We start from the raw sequence: 20,165 nt of genomic DNA, 5'->3' as shown, positions 1-20,165 counted from the left end.
CCCCTCACGGTATGTCGAGCGATTCGACATGTCGACTGGTTCGACGCTTTCGGGGCCTTTCAGGGAAGCAGAGTTGACGATTCGTGACCTGTTCTCACCGGAGTTGGGCCGTGTCTCACTGAAGATGGACGGAGGCTGGCCCGTCTCACCGAAGGTGGACAGCAAGCGCGCGACCAGCTCGAAAGTGGAAGGGCCAGAGTGCCCTCGTCTGGGGAAAGCGCCGTCCGTGCGGTACGTGTCGCGCTACTGTCACCACCTTGCGGCACTGACATGTTGGGAGATGACGATGGACCGGACAGAGCTAAAGGCCAAGATCGACGAGCTGATGCGCCAGTACGACGAGGAGGAGATTGACGGCGCAACCTACGCCCAGGCGATGATGGAGTTGACCACCTCCGCCCAGGAGTGATGACCGGTCCGCAGTGGATCCCCTCGTCATAGGTGAGCAGCCGACCCATCTCACCGAAGGTGTACAGATGCGCGGTAGCGCTGGTCACGCCTGATCTATCGAGTACTTGGCCAGAGCCTCGGCGTCAGCGCGAGGCTACGGTCGTCTCACCGGCAGGCGCCTCTCCGGTGTCGGCGCACCATCGACGGTGAGTTCCGACTCCGGCTCCACTTTCGAGTTGGTCGCGCGCCTGCTGTCCACCTTCGGTGAGACGGACCAGCCTCCGTCCATCTTCAGTGAGACACGGCCCAACTCCGGTGAGACAGGTCAATTCGCGGCCGGTCGAGATCAGTTAAGAAGACCTGCGTCCAGAGCAAATGGTGGATCGCAGCACGGGCTTGAGGTTCAGAACGATCCGGCAGACACTCCATGGCCTGCCTTAGTGCCTGGTTGAGAACCGGTCACGGGCTGGTGGGTGTGCGTGGTGTGTGTTGTGCGAGGCGGCGGGTCATGAGGATGATCATTGACCACTTCACCATGGCTTCGTGATGCTCTGACAGTCGTTCGTAGTCGCGGACACAGCGTCGTCTGCGGCAGATCCAGGACAGGCTGCGCTCGACTACTCAACGGCGGGGCAGGACAACGAAGCCCTTGACATCGTCGGTGCGTTTGACGATGGCAAGGTTGAGGCTCCATCGCTCTTGTGCCCAGGTCACGAGCTTGCCGGCGTATCCGCCGTCCGCCCAGATCAAGGTGATGCGGTGATGGAGCTGGCGTAGACGGGAAATCAGCGGACGGGCGCCGTCGCGGTCCTGCACCGAAGCCATGGTGACCAGGACCACCAGCAGCAGACCGCATGTGTCGACAGCGATGTGCCGCTTGCGGCCGTTCACCTTCTTGCCCGCGTCCCACCCGCGGCTGTCCAGGGCGACAGTCTCGGCGGCCCGCACGGACTGCGAATCGATGATGGCAGCGCTCGGTTCGGTGTCGCGGCCCGCGTGACGCCGGAGTCGGTCGCGAAGAGTGTCGTGCAGATCGTCGACGTACTGGGCCCGTTCCCACCGTACGAAGAACGCATACACGGTCTGATAGGGCGGGAAGTCGACGGGCAGGGCCCGCCACTTGCAGCCGTTGTCCACCACATACCTGATCGCGTCGACGATCTTTCGTCGGCAGTGCTTCTCCGGTCGGCCTCCCCAGCCCCACCGCCAAGCGGCCAGCGGCAGCAACGGCTCGGTGACCAGCCATTCTGCATCGCTCATGTCCGACGGATACCGCTGCGGACGCCCGGCACACACACCTCCCTGGCCGTACCGGCAGGCCACGCAACAACACGATGAAGAAGGAACAGAGTTGGCATCGCACAGCTCGGAACGGTACAACGGCATGGCAGGGCTCCTGGGACAACGGTTTGGCTTCGCAACCGCTGTTGTTACGGGAGTCCTGCTCTGCTTTCACCGCACTCATCACCACGCCACCCGAACGTGACACTCCACTTACCGTCACCGGTTCTCAGTCAGGCACTTAGAACAAGCCCATCGACATCCGCATCACGCAGCTCTTCCAGAATCTCTGGGCTGAACAGCCAATCCCTGCGGTAACCCGCGAGGAACCGGATGTTCTCCAGCTCTGCGGCCGGAGGCTCGCTCCAGACCTCGTACTTCCATCCCCGTGATTCCACTGCCCTCCGGGTCCAGTCGAAGGTGAACGCCACCTCAGGCTTGGACAACCGATGCAACGGCTTGACGTCGACCACCACCGGCACCTACCCGGTGAAAAGGAGATAGTCCGGAATGTGTCGACGCGCCCTCGCCTCCAGCACCGTCTGTAGCAGAAAGGGCTGGGCCACGATGGCGCGTACGGACGGATCAAAGTCGGCGAAGAGCAAACGCGACAGCTCAAGTCGTGACTCGTAGATCACGTGGTCGCGCATCGTCGCCGACCAGTAGGTGCCCGAGTAGTGCTTCTGGTCCCTGTACCAGCGGAACGTTCGCCACGGGTGAGCCGTCTGCAGCAACGCCGGTGCCACAGACGCTCAGGAACACTCTTCAACCCCGCCACCGTGCCCACGAAAGCTGACGGTCGCTTCCATCCCCACTCCCGAGTTGGAGGTGCCCCCGGCAGCACGATGCTCCCGCCCAAGACGCCGACAGGAGCACACCCGCAACGCTTCCACTCGAATGAGGTGCAGCAGCGACCTGCGAATCTCATCTCGGTGTCGGATCCGACTTCCATCCGACATCGACCGTGAGATTCCGACACGAAATTTGAGACCCTACAGTTGACAACAGACACCAGTTCGCCGGGGGCAGACAGGAAAGATCCCGAAAGGACTGGTGCGCTGCGGCACAGCATGTCAACGTACAACGCCTGCCGGAAGAATTGACGTCCGAGCCCACGGAGGCGCCCCTGCACCCGCACCACCCTGGTGACCCTTCTCGTTCCGACTTGCCAGACCCGATGTACTGGGTTACTCCGCGCCACCTGGCCGGTGACGACGGCGCGCTCGCCGAGCGGATCGGCGACACCCTGACCGGCCTCGGCTGGCATATGTGGCCCACCTCCCGCCACACCCTGCTGTATGTGAGCCCGGACGGGCTGCGCGGCGCCGAGTGGATCCTCGCGGCCTACCCGTTCGAGCTGGGCGGACTGTCCGTAGCTTGGCAGCTGAGTGCCCGCCCGCATGCTGCCTCCGCGATGACGGAGTGGAACGCGTACTTCACTGCCGGCGTCCCGTACGAGGCGCTCGCTGATCTCATTGTCGCGCTCGACGCCCGTGAGGTGCCGGACGCTGGCTTCGAAGGGCCCGAGACGGTCCTCAACGCAGTCGGTGCCCAAGGCTGGATCCGTGACGTGGACTGCCCCCACGCCACCGCCATGGACCCCGGGTTCTCCGCCACCGTCTCCCTGGGACTGCAGCCGCCGCTTGTCCAGGACGCGGATCCGCACCCTGACTTGATGGGGTGGCAGGCGTGGGCGGAACCCGTTCTCGGCACCCCATATCTGTGGTGTGCCAGCTTCAGCGCCAGTGTCCCGCATGACCTAGTCGCGGCATTCGCCTCCTCGCTCGCCTCACCGGTCCCGGTGCCCCGTCGCACCGTGCCCAAGATCGCGGAGGGCCGGCTCAACTTCGTCCGCCGCAGCTGACGATCCGCGCCCTGCAGTGCTTGTTGTGCTGTTCGTCGCCAATTCCCCTGAGTACACGTTCCCCTGTGTCCGTCAGATGACAGAGATGGAGACCGTATGTTCCGACGACGTGCTCGCGCAGACCGCGAGTTCCGTGAGGCCCAACGTGAGGCGTTCGCGGTGCTGCGGATGCATGCACCCGAGCTTCTGCCATTCGACATCGTCCGCGCTGAGGCGCCGATGTCGACCGGATCGGCCTCGGCGACCACGATGCCGGATTTCCCACCAGCCGATCTGCGGGCGCCGTCCCGACAGGACGTCGAGGGAGCGATGATGCGGTGGATGCAGCCGCTCGTCATCGGCGGTGAGATCCGCGCGTGCCCGACGTGCGGCGCGTACCGGGACTGGATCGTCTTCTGCCTGCGCGACGACTCGGTGGGGCTGCGCTGCCGGGCCGGCCACCAGGTGATGGAGCCCCGTCTGGACGCGGCCTGGTACAACCGCAACTCCGGTCCGGTCGATCACTGGCACCCCACCCTTGAGGACGGGTTGCGCCACCTCGGCCACTGACCCCCGAAACCCCACTCCATACCCCTGCATTTCGCCGGCGCCGGAGGCCCGGCTGGTCAGACCGTTCGTTCCGTAGCGATTTTGGGGTTCCGCATGCGCCTTCACACCACGACCGTTCGCAGCCTGAGCGCCCTCGCCGTCCTGGCCCTGGCTGGCTGCACCACAGGCAGCACGCCCGCCGACGATCCGGTCTCCTCCGACTCCGCGCCCACACAGCAGGAGGGCAAGCACTCCCCGGTGCCCGAGCTGTTGTCCTCGGCGGCGCTGAGCAAGCGCCTGTTGGATGAGAGTGATCTTGGCGAGGGTTACATCCGCAAGCCGCAGCAGCCCAGGCCGCAGGACGATGTCGTCGTTTCCGGTTGCCCGGCGTTGGAGAAGCTCGGCGGTGACGCGGCTGTCGGCGACAGCCTCGACTTCCCCCGCAGGGCGAAGGCGTCCTTCACCTATACGGGCGGCAGTGACTCGGAGGTGGCTGAGGAGCTGTACAGCGACTCCGCCGCAAAGCTCTCCAGGGGCGTGAGCCGGATCTTCGACGCAATGATCTCCTGCCCCACGTACCAGGTCTTCGTGGGCAGCACCTCCGTCGACATGGGCACCGAGGAGATGGCCGCGCCGCCTCTCGGCGACGAGCAGTGGAGCCAGCTGCTCACCTATTCCGTCGGCCGGCAGCGCAGCGTTGTCCAGCAGACGGCGATCCGTATCGCCAACGTTCTGGTGGTCGTTTCCGGCTCGCCGGGTGTTGTCGACGCGCACTTGGCGAAGGCCGTTGACAAAGGACAGCGCACACGGTGACTGCAGGGGACACGAAGGGGGCCGGTGACCGGGATGGTTTCCCGGTCACCGGCCCCCTTCCTCATCTGGGGGTGCGGTCGGTGCCGTCGTCTGTCAGAAGGTGTACGGGGTGAACGGACGGACCGGTTCGGCCGCCGCGTTGACCAGCCGCTGGAGCTTCAACCGCTCGTTCTTGTTCATGATGTCGATGGCCTTGCCGAAGGACTGCTCGTCGAGCTGGTCCAGGAAGGGGGCGAGGAAGCGGTCCAGGACCTCGGGGGCTTCGAGCCAGGTCTGCAGGTACTCGTGATACCGGTCAATCTGCTTCTTCGCCTCTTTGACCTCGTTGATGGTGGGCGCGAGGGCGGCGGCCTGTTCCGCCTTGGTGAAGGGGCCTCCATCGTCGTGGCGCCAGGTCTTGGTGCTGGCGTGGTACTTGAAGTACGCGCCGCACAGCTGAGCGACGACGTGTCGGCGGGGTTCGATGAGGAGGATGCGGGTGCTCCTTGTTGAGGGGTGGGGCGGTGGGGCAACACATAGGGTCCGGAGAATCCCCGGTTTCGGTAACCGGGGATGTGCAGCTACAGTCCGTCGGCTTCGTGCCGGTCCGTGGCTGCGCGTGGTGTCGTTTCTCGTGGCCCGCGCCAGGGGCTCCGGCTCAGCGGGACCGTCCGGCGTGGGATGTAGGCGGCGTGTACGCGCCCGGGAGCCCGGGATCGGTCTGCGGGGCGGTCTGAGCGGGAAGGCGGCGGGCCTGCGCGGCTCGTGCGCCGGGGCCGGGTGCATGCCGGTCGCCGAGGCGTTGGATGCGCCAGACGAGGACCTCGGATGCTGACTTCGCGTCGTCCAAGGGGCGGTGCTGGGCTGCCTGCTGGAGGACGGTGGCCGGGTTGTGGCCAGCGGCTTCGGCGGCGGCGAGGGCGGCGGTGAGGGCGGACCAGGCGTTCTCCGTGAGGATCTGTTTGGCGTGGCGGGGCAGGACCTCGTGCAGGGCGCGGACGTACCGGTGCACGGTGTTGTCGGAGGGATAGTGCCTGCCGAGTTCAGTGAGGCTGGTGGGGGCTATCTGGTCGTAGGCGGCTTGCAGGTGGGTGAGCGTCTGACGGGCGGCGGCCACCTGCCGGTCGTGGTGGTGTAGTGCGCTGCGGCGCTGGACTGCGAGGACGACGAGGATGGCGGCATCCAAGAGCATGGCCAGCCCGGTGTGGTCCGCAGGCTGGTAGCGCATGGCCTTGAGCGCGCCCCGTAGTGCGCGGGCGTGCTGGTGGTCGGCGCGAGCGCGGGTGTGGGCGGCGTGTTCGAAGGCGGCAGCCGCACGGTGGAGTTCGGCCTGGAGTCGGGCAGGGGCGTGGGCGGGTAGCGCGTACAGGACTTCACCGAAGACGGTGAGGTGGGCCTGGACGGCGCCGTCGTCGGCGTGGGCGAAGTGGTGGGGGATGCGTTCGGCGGCAGCGGTGGCCACGTGCCATGGGTTGGGGCGGTGCCGACGAGCTGATGAGGCTGCGGTGGGCTGTGTCTCGGTGGCGGCCAGGCGCTGTCGGATCTGGGGGAGGGACAGGTCGGTGGCGAGGCTGGAGCCGGAGTACCAGATGGGTGTGCTGTCGTCGGACAGGGCGACCTTGTAGCCGCCGAGGTCGCCGGAGGGCAGTGTGCGGGTCTCGACCTGAAGGCCGGCATCGGCGAGCAGGTTGAAGAACTCCTCCAGATCCTTCGCGTGGGACAGCGCGGTACGCACGATGTGCCGCAGCCGCTCACGCGCGGTCTTGTCGTGGCCCCGTCGCTTGGCCTTCTCCTCCTCGGCCCGGGTGGAGCGCTTCACCGCCGAGGTGCCGGCAGCAGCTTCGGGGCCACGTGCAACCCGGGTGAGACCGAAGTCCTCCTCGACAGCTGTGAGTTCGTTCATGGCGCGGCGGTAGTCGTTCCAGTTCCGCGGCGGGCGCAGATCACCGCGCACCTTGGTGGCGACGATGTGGATATGGTCCTCCGCGTGACGCACAGCAACCCAGCGGCAGCCGTCCGGATCGCCGTCGGGTGCGATGCCGGTCGCGTGCACCATGCGCCGGGCGATGGTGGCCCACTCGGCGTCGGTGAGGAAGCGGTCCTCGGGCGCGGCGCGGATCGAGCAGTGCCACACGTGCCCCTCCGGTGCCTTGTCGCCAGCTTGCTTGACCCGCAGGTCCAGGGCCTGGGTGAGCTGGCCGAGCCGTTGCTTGTGGCCAGGGCTGTCCCAGGGGCCGGGCTCGGGGATGAAGTCGTCCCAGGAGGCGACGATGTGCTGGTCGGTGTGTTCGTTGGCGCGGCCTTTGTCGAAGAGGTAAGCCAGCACGCCGTAGGTCTTGTTGCCCGGCTTGACGATGTTCGCGATCACCTCAGACCGCCCACTTCTGCTCGGCTGCCCGGAAGGCGGCGTCGTCGATCGCCCGGACTGCGTCGTGGGCTGTGGCGAGCAGGCGGTCCGCCCGGTGAAGGATCGCGGCGTCCACAGGGTGTGGATCGCCGTCCGCGTTGAGGCGGCGGGCGATCTGGTTGACGTTGTTACCGATGCGGGCGATCTGCGCCCGCATCGCAGCGAGCTCGTCGACCGCATCGTCGTAGACCGTGCGCTCGGCGGCGACGGTGATCTCACCGCAGACGCGGGCCATGGTGGCGTCGGCAATGTAGCGGGCCATGGTCACGTGAGCGGTCTTCGCTGACGACTGGATGTCGTGCTTCTCGTGCGGCGCGAAGCGCGCGGTGACGTGCTCGGAGCGCTGCGCATCGAGGTTCGCGCGGCGGTACGGCGCGCGCTGCGTGGCCCCAACGGAGGGATCGGGCGGCTGCTCGCCGGCGCCCACCCGCTCCTGCTCCGGCACGCCCTCGTGCCGGAGCTGCTCCTCCGCCACCCCCGGGGCGGAGGAGTCCGCGATGGACCGGCCTATGGACGGTCCATCGCCATTGCTTGCTGCGCTGCCGAGGTCGGTGATCATCTCTTCCTGGGAGGTGGAGAGTTCGTGGTGCGATTCGTGCATTGAGTGGTTTTCCTTGGGCGTTGGGGGTGGTCTCAGTGCGGGTGGCCGACGGGCGCCGTGGGCAGCTCGGCCTTGATGGTGCGGACCACCTCGCCGGCGGTGTCGCTGGCCACGCTGTAGCCGTCCTTGCGTACGGCCACCTCCAACAGGTCGCGGGAGAGACGTCCGTGCTCGCGGAAGAGGTCACGGGCGTATTCGTTGAGGAGGTCCCGTGTAGCGCGCGGTTTGGAGCTCGGGCGCTTCGACTCCGCCTGCGAGGCGGTGCGTGGGTCGTTGCCCGGCGTTTCCCCGCCCGGTTTTGGTTCCGGGCCGACGGTGGTGCGGGCGGGCTGTTGCGGGCGGTTTTCGGGCAGGGGGCGGGCTGCCCGGTCGGCGGCGTCATCGCCCGCGACCTTGTGGGGCGGGAGGCCCGAACTTTCTGCCCGCTCTCTTGCCGTAGCCCGCGGGCGGGCCGTTGCGGAGCCGCCCCTCGTGCGTGCGGCGGCGTCGGGCCAGCGCGCGGGCAATGACCTGGAGGCCAAAACATTGACCTGTTGGCGGGTGGCGAGCTTGCGCAGCAGCAGCTCGTCCTGGCGTTCGTCGCGGTCGACGTCAGCCTGCTCCAGGGCCTGGTGCAGGCGGCGGGTGAGGCGTCGGCCTCGCCACTTGGTGCGCTTGTCGGCTGTCATGGTCTCTGCCCGGAGGATCAGCGTGACGGCCCGGTCGAGGGCGCGGTCGCGGATGATCCGGGCGGCATCCGCGTCCCGGTCGGCAATCCCCAGACGAGCCAGCATCCGTTCGCGTGCCTGTCGGGTGAGGAGGGCGGCCAGGCTGCGGGAGTCGACGTGCGGGCTGCGGTGGCGCAGTTCGATGCCCATGGCCAGGTGCCAGAGCACTGCCGCCAGGACCGGGCCGACGAAGGCCCGCACAGTTCCGCCGACCAGGCCGGACTCGGCGTAGGCGGGCACGATCTGCACGCAGGTGATCACCCAGGTGAGGGTGCCGGGCACCCCGGGCGCCTGCTTGGAACCGTTGAGGTTCGCCCGCGCCATCAGCGCGGTGGCGAACAGCGCTAGTTCGGCGGCGGCGAACATCGCGGCGCGCTCGACGGCGCTGCCCATGTCGAGGTAGTCGGCGGCGAAGCGCCAGCTGGTGTCCGCGCTGTAGGCGGTGCAGCCGATCGCGGCGACGGCGGCGACCGGGATCGCGGCGGTGCTACGGCGCTGTCCAGCGCTCGGCTTCCGTCGGTACTTCCACAGGGACCATGCGGCGGACAGTACGACGACGAGCAGAGCCGCGATGGCAGCAGGCGCAGGGAACCAGTGCGGCAAGGCGGGCATGCCGATGTCGTTGGCGCTGATGAGCGTGATGGGGCCAGGGGTCATGCAGAGGCTCTCCAAGGGACCCGGGCGCTCGAGGGCAGGCGGAAGCCCGGGCGGGTGAGGTGGTGGGACGGGAGGGGCCGCGGGCCGTTCAGATCCTGGGCGCGGTGCGGCGTCGGTCGGAGCCGGTGAGGATGACCCGCTCGGTCATCTCGGCGAGGCGGGAGGCGACGCGGTCGCCGAGCGCGGTGCGGAGCTCGGCGGTGGGGAGGTTGGTGGTGATGAGGGTGGGGAGCATGTGCTCGTACCGGTGGTTGATGAGCCGATAGGTGAGCTCCTCGGTCCATTCGCTGGTCTTGGCTGCGCCGAGGTCATCCAGGAGCAGCAGGGGGCAGCGGGCCAGTGTCTGCAGTTCCCGTTCGCCGTCGTGGCCGGCGCGGGGGCGGAGCCGCGCGTGGAGGTCGGCGGAGGTGGTGGCCTCCCAGCGCAGGCGGACGCCTCGGGTGAGGAGGGCCCGGACGGCGCCGTACGCCTGGTGGGTTTTGCCGGTGCCGGTGGGGCCGGCGATCAGCAGCGACGGGCCCTCGGCGATACCGGGTCCGGTCGGGCCGGGGCGTCCGGCGCGGGCGATCTGGTCGGCCCAGGAGGTGATCTGGGGATGGTCGGCCAGGGCGCGGCGGTAGCGGGCGGGGATGCGGGCGTCGGCGAGTTCCAGGGCGGTGACGGTCTCGGGCGCCGGTTCCTGGGCGGCAGCCGTGGTGGGGTCGATGCCGCGGTTGGCGAGGATCGTGTTGAGCCGGTCGGTGATCGCGCCGACGGGCTGGGGTGCGCGGGTGAGGGTGGCTGTCAGAGCTCATCTCCGTAGGCGGCGACGACGTCGGTGGGGTTCGTCCACGCCCGGTGGGCGGCGGGTGTGGTGGAGGATGCGGCGTTCATGACCTCGTGGACGAGGCTGGGCAGGACGCCAGGGGACAGGCCCTTGACCCGGTGGCGTTCGAGGGCGGCCCGGAGGTGTGCGGGGGCGATGCCCTCGTCGAGCAGCTTGCGCACCTGTTTGCCGAGATGGTTCAGGAAGGCATCTGGCGGGCGGTGGTTGCACGCGGCGATGTACTCGCCGAGAAGCTGCTTGGCCGAGACGGTGTCGGGCGCGTGGGCGCTTGCGCCCCCCGAAGGGATATCTCCTAGATCCACGGTCCTAGGTCCTAGATCCGGACCGTGAGACGTCACTGCTGCCTCACCGAGCGCTCCCTGATCCCTCGCGGAGGACTCCGTGAAGCCCTCTTGACCTGCGACTTCGCCCTCAAGCCCCGGATTCAGCGCGGACTCACGGACCTCGCCGGAGCCCTCAGTGAGGACTGCGTGAGGCGGTAGCGAGTACTCCGTGACACCGGCGCCCACGGCAGGAGCCGACGCGACCGAAGCGTCGTGAACCGGGCAGCTCGGGAGGCGGCTCTTGCTCGCCCGGTTGATCTTCTGATGCTGGTGCCAGGTCACGACGTGCAGGTACCGCTTGTGATCCGGCCCCTTGTAGCGGCAGATCAGTCCCGCGTCGGCGAGCTGGGCGAGGTCCGTCTCGACATCGGACGGGGTGTGCTCCGGGCGCAGCACCCACAACTGCCCGGCGATGATCGCGGCGTGGTCGCGGTGGCGGCCCTGGTCGTCGGCCTGGGTGAGCAGGCCGAGGAAGGTGCGCTCGGCGGCCAGGGAGACGACGGCCAGGGACTCGGAGACGAAGGCTTCGGGCTTGATGGTGCGGATTCGTGCCAAGTGCGGGGCGGTCCTCACTCGGTGGCCTGTGCGCGGGCATCACGGCTCACCGTCGGTCGGGGCGGGATTCGAGGGGGTGTTGGCGCGGACGCGCGCCGGGAAGCGATTGCGTTTCCGGGGGTGTCGTCAACATAGCCACACCCCAGTCGCGCAAGTCCAGCCCTATCCGGCGCAATCTCTCACGGCAGAAAGGCCGCAAGAAATGGGGCTCGGTGACGGGCGGGAGGAAAACCGTAAGGCACGATCCGCTGTTGACCAAATAGTTGCCCGGACCGCAGAGCCAGAAGGATTACATCGGCAAGCCGTTGACGGGCCGCCGACGGGGAAGCTACAACACAACACCGCACTTCAGAGCCATGATCGTCGTGCTGGTCCGTGCCCATTCCCGACTCCCTGGAACCGCATCTCGGCGAACGACGCGAGCGCAACATAGACCACGATCGCCGGTTACCCAAACCGGCGAATGCACCTTTCAATTGGAGCCATGCCCCCACGCCCACTGGAAGTCGGACCCGCAGGAATGCAGGCGGCCCGCACCATCGAAATACTCCGAACCGAACGCGGCCTGTCGCAACGCCAGTTGGCCGACCGCGTGACCGCTTTCGGCCGTCCGATGTCCAACACCATGCTGTCCCGCATCGAACGCGCCCAACGACGATGCGATGCCGACGACCTTGTCGCGATCGCCGACGCCCTCCTGGTGTCGCCTCTCGTGCTGCTGCAGGGGCCGACCGCCACGTGACGACGACCGCTCAGCACCGCTGACCGAGCACGCCCCCACCCAGTAAGGACCCGCCCTTCTTGCACCACTCCGACATACCCCCTGCCCTCGTACGACGCCTTCCCGGCACCGAGGGCGGAGCCCCCTTGCCTCGTCTCTACCGCCCCGAAGAAATCGCCGAAGCCCTCGGCTGCTCCGCCTGGTGGGTCAAGGACCGGGCCCGACGCGGACTCATCCCGCACACCCGCGTCGGCCGCGCCTACCGCTTCACCGCCGCGCACCTCGCCGAGATCGTCCGCCTCCACGAAGAGCGCCCGAAGCGATCCGTCAGCAGTGCGCCGGCGAGTCGGGCAGCGACAAGCCCTCCCTCGGCACGAACTCGTGCCGCCCGGCCGCCTGAGCCGACTACGGCCCCGAGGCCAGGGCGTCTGCGGGCTCGACCGCCGCGCCGCACCCAGTACGAGACCGTCGCGTAGCGCGCCCGCACCCAGTCACAAGCCGAGAACAGGGGAGGAAGACGGAAGTTGGGTTTCGCGGAGAAGCGCGGAAACTACTGGCGCGGCCGGTACAAGACCGCGCCCGGCAAGCACCTCACGGTGGTCGACGACAACGGCAAAGCGATCCGGTTCGCCACCAAGGGCGAGGCCCAGCGCGCCGCGAGCGAGGCCGAGAACAAGTATCGGCGCGGCGACTGGCGCGACCCGGCACTCGGCCAGGAGACCTTCGGCGAGTACGCCAACCGCTGGTACGAGGCCCAGGACCTGGCCGCCTCGACCATGCAGAACTACAAGCGCCACATCGAGGAGCACCTCCTCCCCGACTTCGAGGACAAGGCGCTCGTCGGCATCCTGCGCACGGACGTCGACCTGTGGGAGAAGAAGGAGAAGGCCGCTTACGCGGCCTCCAGCGTCAAGACCTGGCGCTCGACGCTCCACCTGATCTTCGAGGACGCGATCGACGAGGGCCTGATCACCTCGAACCCGGCCGCCAGACGGCGCGGACGCGGCAAGCGCGCCGGACGCTCCCGCGACCGCGGCCCGGAGAAGGTCGTCACCGACCCCCTCGGCACCCTGCTGACCGCGGAGCGAGCCGCCCTGCTCTCCGGCCGCGACGACGAGTTCGTCGCCGTCGTCCTCAAGGGTTACACCGGCATGCGCTGGGGCGAAATCGTCGGCCTGGAGACGGAGTTCGCCCGCTCCGGGGCCGTCCGCGTCGAATGGCAGCTGTACGAACTCGACACCGGCGAGCTGGTTCGCTGCCCACCCAAGGACGACAGCTACCGCACCATCGACGTGATGGACTGGCTGTCGGCCCTGGTCGCCAACCACGTCGCCCGCACGAAGCCGAAACCCTGCTCGTGCCACGGCAAGACCTACGTCTTCCGGGGCCAGGGCACGGCCCGCACCGGCGGCCACCACGGCGCAAAGCTCGTCGACGTCGCACGCCGAGCCGAAGTCTCCACCGGCACGGTGTCCAACGTCCTCAACCACCCCGACCGCGTCACCGAAGCCAAGCGGGTCAGGGTGGAACAGGCCATCGCAGACCTGGGATTCGTGCGCGGCGGCGCGGTACCGCAGCGCGCAGCCCACTGGCGCCGAAACGGCTTTGCCACCTGGCTGTTCACCCCGGCGGTCTCCGGCTGGTACCCAAAGAAGGCGCCGCAGGAAGCCCGCCCCGTGCCTCTCCTCGGCGAGCCGTGGCCCGGCGTCCCAGCCCGAGGGCGTGGCGCCAGCGACCGTGCCGACGCCTGCTGGCTCCCGATCGCCAAGGGCCTCACACCCCACGGCCTCCGCCACACCCACCGGACCGTGATGGAGGACCTCGGCACCGAGAAGGTCCTCATGGACGACCGCATGGGCCACATCGACGGCTCGGTCTCCGCGCGCTACGCCCACGTCACACCCGGAATGCGAAAACGCCTCATGCTTGGACTGACCGAGCAGTGGGAGGCGGCACTCGACACCCGCCTGGCGATGAGCCCCACGTCACCCGTGCGCGTACTCGATGATCTCCTACGTGCGCGCAGGGAATCACGTAAGCCTGCGGAGTCCCAGCGGTGACTGCTGCTGCACCTCTGGTGGTCACCACCAGAGGCACAGCCGTCTCCGGCGACACCTTGCGGGGGCAGCGTCAACCTCGTGGAGGTCACCTCGCTCCGGAGGTTATGGCAAACGCCCGGTGAGAGGGCCAAGGGACCTGGCTCAATAGGCACATGGAGATTGGCGAGCACTGGGCGTACCGCGCGAGGCCGAAGGACCTGGGTAGCGAGGTCCGCCAGGTCGAGGTCGTACGCGTGGGCAGCTCCGGCAGGTCTGGCTGGATCCACGTGCGGTTTCTCGAAGGCGATGCCGCTGGCCTGCAGGAGTGGGTCAGTTCCGGCTCTCTCGTAGCGCCGTGGGCGGATGTTGATACGTTCCGCGCGGATGACGCGGCGGAGCTGGCGCTGGCGGAGTCCTCTCGCCACGTCCGGGGCAGCACGGATTTCGAGGCCGCCCGCATGATCCTCGGCTTCGTCCGTCCGAAGAACAGGCTCCGCCTGCGCCGAACAGTGGCCGACGCCGGGGTCCTGGAGCTGAGCCGCCTCGACGAGACGGCACCGCTCATCGGCATCGACGCAGCTGAACTCCGCGGTGACGCCATGGTGTACGAGAACCGCCACGGCATGTGTCTGGCTGGGTGGCCGGTCACCGAGCGCGTCGCCCGCCAGGTGGCCGGCCGTCTCGCCGACGAGATCCTTCCGGAGGTGGACCGCAAGCAGCAGGGCATCGAGCAGGAGCGTGCCCAGTCCTCCTGGTACTCCTACAGCCGGCGGGACGACCGGAAGCTGGACGCGGAGGCAGCTGTCCTGCGAACCGTCCGGGCCTGGTGTGGCGAAGACAAGGCCGACCGCTACGACGAGTTGGTCGCCCTGCGCGCCGAGGTCATCCGGCTCGGAGAACTCGTCGACAAGGCGGTCAAGGCCCTACGCGACCGAGGTCATGGCGTCATCGCCTCCACCATTGAGCGCGACCTTGGTGTCCATATCGCCACCCTTGATCCTGATGTGCGTCGATGACGCCGCGCCACGGGTCTGGCTCCGGCTTGGGAGGCGTTGGCTGAGCCGGAGGCTCCTTCTCCGGCCGGTCCGGCCGCCAGCCGTCGAGGAACGGTCGCAGCTGCTTCTTCGTCGGCTCCACGTTGAAGTCACGGGCGGCCAGACCCCTGCCATTCGTCGTGGGGTCGAGCTGATCAGCCTCTGTGTTCCCCCAAGCCGACCACTCGCGCAGCCTCTCAACTTCGAGGGCGTCCTCCGATGCGGCGGCGACGTCATCCAGCGCAGCACAGAAGGCCCGGATCTCACCGGCGGCCCGCCACTGCTCCAGGGCCGTGCCGAAGTGCTCGGCCCGTACCGCGTGAACCGCCTTGACCGAGGCCGCACTTACCGCGGCCTCCCACTCCCGCCGCTCGCGTTCCTCCCGCTCCGCTGCAAGTCGTCGGCGCTCGGCCTCCTGGTGCTCCCGTTCCTCTCGCAGACGCCGTTGCTCGGCCTCTCGTTCCAGCCGGGCCCGCTCCTGCTCCTCCGCGCGTGCTTTCAACGCCCGGAAGATTGAGGTGATCTGCTCCTCCAACGGCTTCTTGGCCGTGTCGGCCCATTCCTTCTTCCAGCCGTAGTTGTAGCTGTAACCCGAGTTCTCGCTGACCAGCAGCTCCAGTTCGCCGGACGGCTCGAACTTGTGGGCCGGCGTGACCCGCTGCCAGTCGTACGTGCGCCGACCTGGTTGCTTGGGGACGTAGCGGACCTGCTTCTGCCGCTCACGGAAGCCGACCTCGTACGTCCTGCCGTGGACAGTGAGCAGCGGCCTCGGCTGCCTGCGCTTCTTGGACACCGCGATCTCGCCGTACCGCGCGAGGGCCTGTTCGGCGAGCAGCCGGAGCAGCGCGAGCACCCTCGGTAGGACCTCGTCGGAGATCTCGAAGGCGCTGTGGTCCTTGGTGACCGCGGCGAGCACGTCCTCGACATCGGTGATCACTCGGCTTCGCGCCAGTCGGATTCGGTTCCACTCGGTGTCGTCCTCGCCAGACACCCTCAGCGGACCGAGGAAGAAGTCCCCCTTCGCCCGCCCGCTGTACTTCAGGTGGTACCCATCCGGAGCGCACTGCCGGGCTGCGTCGAACACCCTGCGATACCGAGCCCGTTCCTCCGCGCTGGGGTCAGGGATCCGAAGAAATCGTCCGGCCTCCTGCACCTGCGCGATGAGCGCCGGCCCGACAGCTGCTGGCGACGGGCGCGGAGGTTTCACAGCCCGTTTCGGGGCGGGCTTTGTCTCGGTCGGAGGATCGGCATCCTGCGACGGACCAGCGGCAACGGGCGCCCCGGCTTCAGACGCCGCCGCGCGAGGCTTGCGTGGAGCCAACTCCGGACGGTCGGGATGATGCCCGTGCTCCAGGTAGAAGCGTCCCACGTCAGTGATCTCCGCCTGCCACCTCCCCTTCTTCCTGGGCATGGTCACCAAGCCCCGGTCCCTGAGCGCGCGAGCCGTGACGGCGAGCTCGGGGCTGTTGGACGTGACGGGGTCGGCTCCGCCCCCGATGCGGGTGAGGAGTGCGAGCTGCCGGTCATTTAACGGAGACCAAGGGTGCATGGCGATCGTCGTACCGTCTGTGGTCTCTCCAGCACAAGCCCACGACTCGCTGGAACCGGTGCACACCGAAGCGGCGTGCTGGTGCTCTGGAGCTAAGCGGCGCTTTCCTCCTGAACCACGTCAGCGATCTGCTGCGCGATCTCCTCGATGGAGTAGTCGCTGGTGCTCATCGCCACTTTGTCTGCGAGGGAGGGGCTGTAGCGCCGGACGTCTTCTGCACTCAGGTTGTGCCAGATTGGCAGGAGTGATTGCTCCCCGGCCACATTACGGGTGACGAGTCCGTCGAGTTCGTGGTTGGTCCAACCCTTGGCGAAGAAGGGGGCCGAGAGCACTACGATGCCGAAGCGGCTCGCCCTGATCCCTTCATCGATCTTGCGGCGGAGGCTGTGGCCGATCCGCATCTGGGCTTCGTCGAGCCAGACAGTCACACCCAGCTTGGTAAGCGCGTCTCGAAGGGGGCGGGCAACAGCTCCTTTGTCCTCGGACGCGTGGGAGATGAAGACGTCCCAGGTCTGGCCACCAAGTATGTCGCCAGTAGGCTCCTCCGGTTCATGGACCGCGACGGAGCGGGCCGGACTGCCCTGTGGGTCGCGGGCCGGGGGCAGGAAGCCCCGCGGAGGTGGCTGGACTTGGACAGACGCAGAGATGCGACCGGAATAGCCGCCAAGGTCGATGGCCACGACCCACTGTCCGTTACTGGGGATGGTGATCTGGTGAGGCGAGCGAGTGACGCGACCGCCCAGGTACCGGTATCTCTTCCCCGACTTGTATTTGCTGTACTCGCTGCGCGTCATCACCTGGACGTTGGCTTGGTTGCGCAGGGTGACGATGACCGTGGAACCTCTCTTGAGGTTGCCGAGGTCTTTGTAGAAGTAGTCCACGGGTGCTCCTGGAGATGTGCGGCCGAGCACGTCTCAGAGTAAGGACTGCCACTGACAATCGGAGGCGACGATGTCTGAAGCGGGGTGGAAGCCCACGTCGGCTGGACGCTCGTCTCTCCCCTGGCGCTAGGACTCGGGGAGCCGTCCGGGAGCCGCTCACTGAGGTCGGCTCCCAAATGGCTCCCAAACTGGGCCCACAAAGCAAATCAGGCCCGGTTCTGATCTCTCAGAACCGGGCCTGACCTGGTGTTTCAGCTGTCGGGGTGGCGGGATTTGAACCCACGACCTCTTCGTCCCGAACGAAGCGCGCTACCAAGCTGCGCCACACCCCGATTGTCGCTGCTCGTCGCGGCGACGTCGTTTACTTTAGCCCACCGGCGGCCGGAGGCGAAATCCGGTTTACCAGCGGCGGCGGAGCGGGTTCGGGCGGATGTGGTCCAGGGCCACGAGGAGGACGCCCAGGGCGTAGAGGGCGAGGCCGAGGAGGAGGGCGTTGCCCAGGACGCCCTTGTAGCCGTGCTGGTCGACGTCGAGGAAGGGGTAGAGGTAGCGGCCCTGGGTGTCGGGGATGAGGAGCTCGCCGCGGGCCATGGAGAAGGCCAGGTAGGCCAGGGGGTAGAGGAGCCACGCGGCGGCCTGGCGCAGGTGCAGGCGGCCGGGGGTGGTGAGCAGGAGCCAGTCCAGGGCCGCGGCGACGGGGACGACCGTGTTCAGGAGGTAGGTCGCGACCGTGTGCCAGCCGGGGGCGGCGCTGTCCGTCACGGCGAACGGACTCGCCGCGTTGGCCAGGAGCAGGTGGTGGACGAGCCCGGCGGCGACGACGTAGAGCAGGGCCGCGCCCGTGAGGGCGCCCGAAAGGGGGCGGCGGGCGGACCAGGCGCGGCGGGCGGAGGCGAGCAGAACCAGGGCCAGCAGGATGCTGCTCTGCGTGGTGAAGTGGCTCAGGGGCCTGGTGACCGGCCCGGCCGCGAGCAGTTCGATGGTCACGCCCGTCAGCGCCAGCAGCGCGGTGACGAGGCGGAAGGCGGCGACCAGCGGGCGGCGCACGGGGGTCACGACGGCCGTGGCCGGGACGGGGGAGGGCAGCAGTCTGGGCGGTCCCGGGACCGCGGGGAGGTCCGGGATGTCCCTGGGTATCGGGGCTGTCATGGCCTCACGCTAGGCAGACCGGACATACCGGGCTATGCGGGTGGGCCATGTGGGCTACCCGCAGGCCTCCGGGCCTCCGGGCCTCCGGGCCTCCGGGCCTCCGGGCCTCCGGGCCTCCGGGCCTCCGGGGCCCCCAGCCCCCCCAGCCCCCCCCCAGACCCCAGGCCCCCAGACTCCGGGCCACGCCCCCGGCCCACCCGACTATGAGTTCCGCTACTCCCGCCCCACCAGCGTCAGCAGCGTCGCCTCCGGCGGGCAGGCGAAACGTACCGGGGTGTAGCGGTTCGTGCCGCAGCCGGCCGACACGTGGAGGTAGGCCGTTCGGCCCTCGGCCGTGTGCGTCGACAGGCCCTTGACGCGCTCCGTGTCCAGGTCGCAGTTGGTGACCAGGGCACCGTAGAAGGGGATGCACAGCTGGCCGCCGTGTGTGTGGCCGGCGAGGAGGAGGGGGTAGCCGTCCGCCGTGTAGGAGTCCAGGACGCGCAGGTACGGCGCGTGGACCACGCCCATCGAGAAGTCCGCCGTGCCCGACGGGCCGCCCGCCACCTCCGCGTACCGGTCCCGTTTGATGTGCGGGTCGTCCAGTCCCGTCAGCTCGACGGACACGCCCTCGACCTTGAGCGTGCCGCGCGTGTTCGTGAGGTTCTGCCAGCCGGCGGCGTTGAAGCCGTCGCGGAGGTCTTCCCACGGGTTGTGGACGACGCCCTCGGCGGGCGCGTTGCCGTTCAGGCCGTGGCGGCCCTGGGCCTTCTCGATCAGGTACCGGGCGGGGTTGCGCAGCTTGGGGCCGTAGTAGTCGTTGGAGCCGAAGACGTAGGCGCCCGGGAACTCCATCAAGGGACCCAGGGCGTCCAGGACCTCCGGGACGCCCTCCGGGTCGGACAGGTTGTCGCCGGTGTTGATCACGAAGTCGGGACGCAGGCCGGCCAGCGAGCGCAGCCAGCGCTGCTTCTTGCGCTGGCCGCCGACCATGTGGATGTCGGAGACCTGCAGCACGCGCAGGGGGCGCATCCCCGAGGGCAGGACAGGGATCGTCACCCGTCGCAGGCGGAACGAGCGGGCCTCGAAACCCGCCGCGTAGACCAGACCGGCGGCGCCAACCGCCGTGATTCCCAGGGGTACTCCGTATCGCGCGCGCATACGTCCATCGTGTCAGAAGCGGGGGCGGGGGCCGACCGCGCGAGCGGCTGGTCGCGGGCGCCCGCGAAATCAGCAGGCGCCCTTCCTCCCGTACCTGCGACAATCACTGCCATGACCACGCTCAAGTCGAAGCTGCAGGACGACCTCAACGCCGCGATCAAGGAGCGCGACGAGCTCCGCTCCTCCACGCTCCGGCTGACGCTCGCCGCGATCACCAAGGAGGAGGTCGCGGGGAAGGAGAAGCGGGAGCTCTCCGACGACGAGGTACAGAAGGTGATCACCCGCGAGGCGAAGAAGCGCCGCGAGGCCGCGGACGCCTTCGCCCAGGGCGGACGCGCCGAGAGCGCCGAGCGGGAGAAGGCGGAGGGTGAGGTACTCGCCGCCTACCTGCCGAAGCAGATGTCCGACGACGAGCTGAACGCGATCGTCGCCCAGGCCGTCGAGGAGGCGAAGGCGGCCGGTGCCGAGGGGCCGCGGGCCATGGGTGCCGTCATGAAGATCGTGAACCCGAAGGTGGCCGGGCAGGCCGAGGGCGGCCGGGTCGCCGCCGCGGTCAAGAAGCTGCTGGCGGGCTGAGCCCGGCCCCACCGCGGGCGACCGCACCGACGGCGAAGACCGGCGGCCCCTTCCGGTGAGGAAGGGGGCCCCCGGCGTAGCCGGCGCGACGGGTCCCACGGGGGCGGCGGGGGCCGCGGTCGCGGGGGGGGCCACACTGGGCGCG

Annotated in this window: 21 protein-coding genes, 1 tRNA gene and 1 pseudogene; 10 read left to right on the top strand and 13 right to left on the bottom strand. The window is 68.5% G+C overall.

Features of this window, described 5'->3' with window-relative positions:
* Positions 1–73 precede the first annotated feature (73 nt).
* A complete protein-coding gene (locus ACFW48_RS23720; protein ID WP_252545243.1) occupies positions 74–409 on the top strand; it encodes a hypothetical protein in 336 nt (111 codons plus the stop codon).
* A gap of 440 nt (positions 410–849) precedes the next feature.
* Here ACFW48_RS23720 and ACFW48_RS23715 read toward each other — a convergent pair.
* The 3 genes and pseudogenes from ACFW48_RS23715 to ACFW48_RS23705 form a co-directional block, all read right to left on the bottom strand.
* Positions 850–1,650 (bottom strand): annotated as a pseudogene (locus tag ACFW48_RS23715) (IS5 family transposase).
* Between the two features lie 254 nt (positions 1,651–1,904).
* Complete coding sequence (locus tag ACFW48_RS23710; RefSeq protein ID WP_386317615.1) at positions 1,905–2,144, bottom strand: hypothetical protein; 240 nt, start codon at positions 2,142–2,144, stop codon at positions 1,905–1,907.
* Positions 2,145–2,153: 9 nt separating this feature from the next.
* A complete protein-coding gene (locus tag ACFW48_RS23705; RefSeq protein ID WP_386317613.1) occupies positions 2,154–2,417 on the bottom strand; it encodes a TnsA-like heteromeric transposase endonuclease subunit in 264 nt (87 codons plus the stop codon).
* A 431-nt stretch (positions 2,418–2,848) separates the two neighbouring features.
* On the opposite strand from ACFW48_RS23705, the gene ACFW48_RS23700 reads away from it, so the two are divergent.
* From ACFW48_RS23700 to ACFW48_RS23685, 4 genes are all read left to right on the top strand, one after another.
* Entirely contained in the window at positions 2,849–3,535 is a 687-nt protein-coding gene (locus tag ACFW48_RS23700; RefSeq protein ID WP_386317611.1) for a DUF317 domain-containing protein, read from the top strand.
* Between the two features lie 321 nt (positions 3,536–3,856).
* The gene (locus ACFW48_RS23695) at positions 3,857–4,084 is read left to right on the top strand and encodes a hypothetical protein (RefSeq protein WP_386317610.1); all 228 of its coding nucleotides are present in this window, start codon (positions 3,857–3,859) and stop codon (positions 4,082–4,084) included.
* A 93-nt stretch (positions 4,085–4,177) separates the two neighbouring features.
* Entirely contained in the window at positions 4,178–4,876 is a 699-nt protein-coding gene (locus ACFW48_RS23690) for a hypothetical protein (protein WP_252545247.1), read from the top strand.
* Between the two features lie 24 nt (positions 4,877–4,900).
* On the top strand, positions 4,901–5,368 hold the full coding sequence (locus ACFW48_RS23685; protein WP_310433218.1) for a hypothetical protein: 468 nt from the start codon (positions 4,901–4,903) through the stop codon (positions 5,366–5,368).
* 145 nt (positions 5,369–5,513) lie between these two features.
* Here ACFW48_RS23685 and ACFW48_RS23680 read toward each other — a convergent pair whose 3' ends face one another.
* The 5 genes from ACFW48_RS23680 to ACFW48_RS23660 all read right to left on the bottom strand — a co-directional run bounded on the left by ACFW48_RS23680 (position 5,514) and on the right by ACFW48_RS23660 (position 10,931).
* Positions 5,514–7,223 (bottom strand): relaxase/mobilization nuclease domain-containing protein, encoded by a 1,710-nt coding sequence (locus ACFW48_RS23680; RefSeq protein WP_386317608.1) that lies wholly within the window; start codon positions 7,221–7,223, stop codon positions 5,514–5,516.
* Between the two features lies 1 nt (position 7,224).
* Positions 7,225–7,863 carry a plasmid mobilization protein gene (locus ACFW48_RS23675; protein WP_386317606.1) on the bottom strand — a complete coding sequence of 213 codons (639 nt, stop codon included), beginning with the start codon at positions 7,861–7,863 and terminating at the stop codon, positions 7,225–7,227.
* 32 nt (positions 7,864–7,895) lie between these two features.
* Positions 7,896–9,227: a hypothetical protein gene (locus tag ACFW48_RS23670; protein ID WP_386317604.1), complete on the bottom strand. Its 1,332-nt coding sequence runs from the start codon at positions 9,225–9,227 to the stop codon at positions 7,896–7,898.
* A gap of 88 nt (positions 9,228–9,315) precedes the next feature.
* Positions 9,316–10,014 carry an ATP-binding protein gene (locus tag ACFW48_RS23665; RefSeq protein WP_386317735.1) on the bottom strand — a complete coding sequence of 233 codons (699 nt, stop codon included), beginning with the start codon at positions 10,012–10,014 and terminating at the stop codon, positions 9,316–9,318.
* Positions 10,011–10,931 carry a hypothetical protein gene (locus tag ACFW48_RS23660; protein ID WP_386317602.1) on the bottom strand — a complete coding sequence of 307 codons (921 nt, stop codon included), beginning with the start codon at positions 10,929–10,931 and terminating at the stop codon, positions 10,011–10,013. The genes ACFW48_RS23665 and ACFW48_RS23660 overlap by 4 nt, the downstream gene beginning before the upstream one ends.
* Positions 10,932–11,415: 484 nt before the next feature.
* On the opposite strand from ACFW48_RS23660, the gene ACFW48_RS23655 reads away from it, so the two are divergent.
* From ACFW48_RS23655 to ACFW48_RS23640, 4 genes are all read left to right on the top strand, one after another.
* On the top strand, positions 11,416–11,673 hold the full coding sequence (locus ACFW48_RS23655) for a helix-turn-helix transcriptional regulator (protein ID WP_256904143.1): 258 nt from the start codon (positions 11,416–11,418) through the stop codon (positions 11,671–11,673).
* 74 nt (positions 11,674–11,747) lie between these two features.
* The gene (locus ACFW48_RS23650; protein WP_386317733.1) at positions 11,748–12,128 is read left to right on the top strand and encodes a helix-turn-helix domain-containing protein; all 381 of its coding nucleotides are present in this window, start codon (positions 11,748–11,750) and stop codon (positions 12,126–12,128) included.
* Between the two features lie 48 nt (positions 12,129–12,176).
* On the top strand, positions 12,177–13,712 hold the full coding sequence (locus tag ACFW48_RS23645) for a LacI family DNA-binding transcriptional regulator (protein ID WP_386317600.1): 1,536 nt from the start codon (positions 12,177–12,179) through the stop codon (positions 13,710–13,712).
* A gap of 152 nt (positions 13,713–13,864) precedes the next feature.
* Complete coding sequence (locus ACFW48_RS23640) at positions 13,865–14,707, top strand: PE-PGRS family protein (protein ID WP_386317598.1); 843 nt, start codon at positions 13,865–13,867, stop codon at positions 14,705–14,707.
* Here ACFW48_RS23640 and ACFW48_RS23635 read toward each other — a convergent pair.
* From ACFW48_RS23635 to ACFW48_RS23615, 5 genes are all read right to left on the bottom strand, one after another.
* Positions 14,637–16,136 carry a PE-PGRS family protein gene (locus ACFW48_RS23635; RefSeq protein ID WP_386317596.1) on the bottom strand — a complete coding sequence of 500 codons (1,500 nt, stop codon included), beginning with the start codon at positions 16,134–16,136 and terminating at the stop codon, positions 14,637–14,639. The two genes, ACFW48_RS23640 and ACFW48_RS23635, sit on opposite strands and share 71 nt — an antisense overlap.
* Positions 16,137–16,366: 230 nt before the next feature.
* Complete coding sequence (locus ACFW48_RS23630) at positions 16,367–17,155, bottom strand: DUF1883 domain-containing protein (protein WP_125514183.1); 789 nt, start codon at positions 17,153–17,155, stop codon at positions 16,367–16,369.
* A 258-nt stretch (positions 17,156–17,413) separates the two neighbouring features.
* A tRNA-Pro gene (locus ACFW48_RS23625) sits at positions 17,414–17,487 on the bottom strand.
* 67 nt (positions 17,488–17,554) lie between these two features.
* On the bottom strand, positions 17,555–18,304 hold the full coding sequence (locus tag ACFW48_RS23620) for a Pr6Pr family membrane protein (RefSeq protein WP_386317594.1): 750 nt from the start codon (positions 18,302–18,304) through the stop codon (positions 17,555–17,557).
* 213 nt (positions 18,305–18,517) lie between these two features.
* On the bottom strand, positions 18,518–19,444 hold the full coding sequence (locus tag ACFW48_RS23615) for a metallophosphoesterase (protein ID WP_386317592.1): 927 nt from the start codon (positions 19,442–19,444) through the stop codon (positions 18,518–18,520).
* A gap of 111 nt (positions 19,445–19,555) precedes the next feature.
* Between ACFW48_RS23615 and ACFW48_RS23610 the strand changes: the two genes are divergently transcribed.
* Positions 19,556–20,020: a GatB/YqeY domain-containing protein gene (locus ACFW48_RS23610; protein WP_386317590.1), complete on the top strand. Its 465-nt coding sequence runs from the start codon at positions 19,556–19,558 to the stop codon at positions 20,018–20,020.
* Positions 20,021–20,165 lie beyond the last annotated feature (145 nt).

The organism is Streptomyces sp. NPDC058812 (assembly GCF_042744565.1).
GTDB lineage: Bacteria > Actinomycetota > Actinomycetes > Streptomycetales > Streptomycetaceae > Streptomyces > Streptomyces thinghirensis.
Note: the sequence above shows the minus strand (reverse complement) of the source record. Positions and strands in the feature narration are given on the sequence as shown.

Bases quoted from the DNA above. Each gene is read 5' to 3' on its own strand.
- ACFW48_RS23700 (WP_386317611.1), top strand. From the start codon at position 2,849: ATGTACTGGGTTACTCCGCGCCACCTGGCCGGTGACGACGGCGCGCTC.
- ACFW48_RS23695 (WP_386317610.1), top strand. From the start codon at position 3,857: ATGCAGCCGCTCGTCATCGGCGGTGAGATCCGCGCGTGCCCGACGTGC.
- ACFW48_RS23690 (WP_252545247.1), top strand. From the start codon at position 4,178: ATGCGCCTTCACACCACGACCGTTCGCAGCCTGAGCGCCCTCGCCGTC.
- ACFW48_RS23675 (WP_386317606.1), bottom strand. From the start codon at position 7,863: ATGCACGAATCGCACCACGAACTCTCCACCTCCCAGGAAGAGATGATC.
- ACFW48_RS23670 (WP_386317604.1), bottom strand. From the start codon at position 9,227: ATGACCCCTGGCCCCATCACGCTCATCAGCGCCAACGACATCGGCATG.
- ACFW48_RS23655 (WP_256904143.1), top strand. From the start codon at position 11,416: ATGCCCCCACGCCCACTGGAAGTCGGACCCGCAGGAATGCAGGCGGCC.
- ACFW48_RS23640 (WP_386317598.1), top strand. From the start codon at position 13,865: ATGGAGATTGGCGAGCACTGGGCGTACCGCGCGAGGCCGAAGGACCTG.
- ACFW48_RS23635 (WP_386317596.1), bottom strand. From the start codon at position 16,136: ATGCCCAGGAAGAAGGGGAGGTGGCAGGCGGAGATCACTGACGTGGGA.
- ACFW48_RS23620 (WP_386317594.1), bottom strand. From the start codon at position 18,304: ATGACAGCCCCGATACCCAGGGACATCCCGGACCTCCCCGCGGTCCCG.
- ACFW48_RS23615 (WP_386317592.1), bottom strand. From the start codon at position 19,444: ATGCGCGCGCGATACGGAGTACCCCTGGGAATCACGGCGGTTGGCGCC.
- ACFW48_RS23610 (WP_386317590.1), top strand. From the start codon at position 19,556: ATGACCACGCTCAAGTCGAAGCTGCAGGACGACCTCAACGCCGCGATC.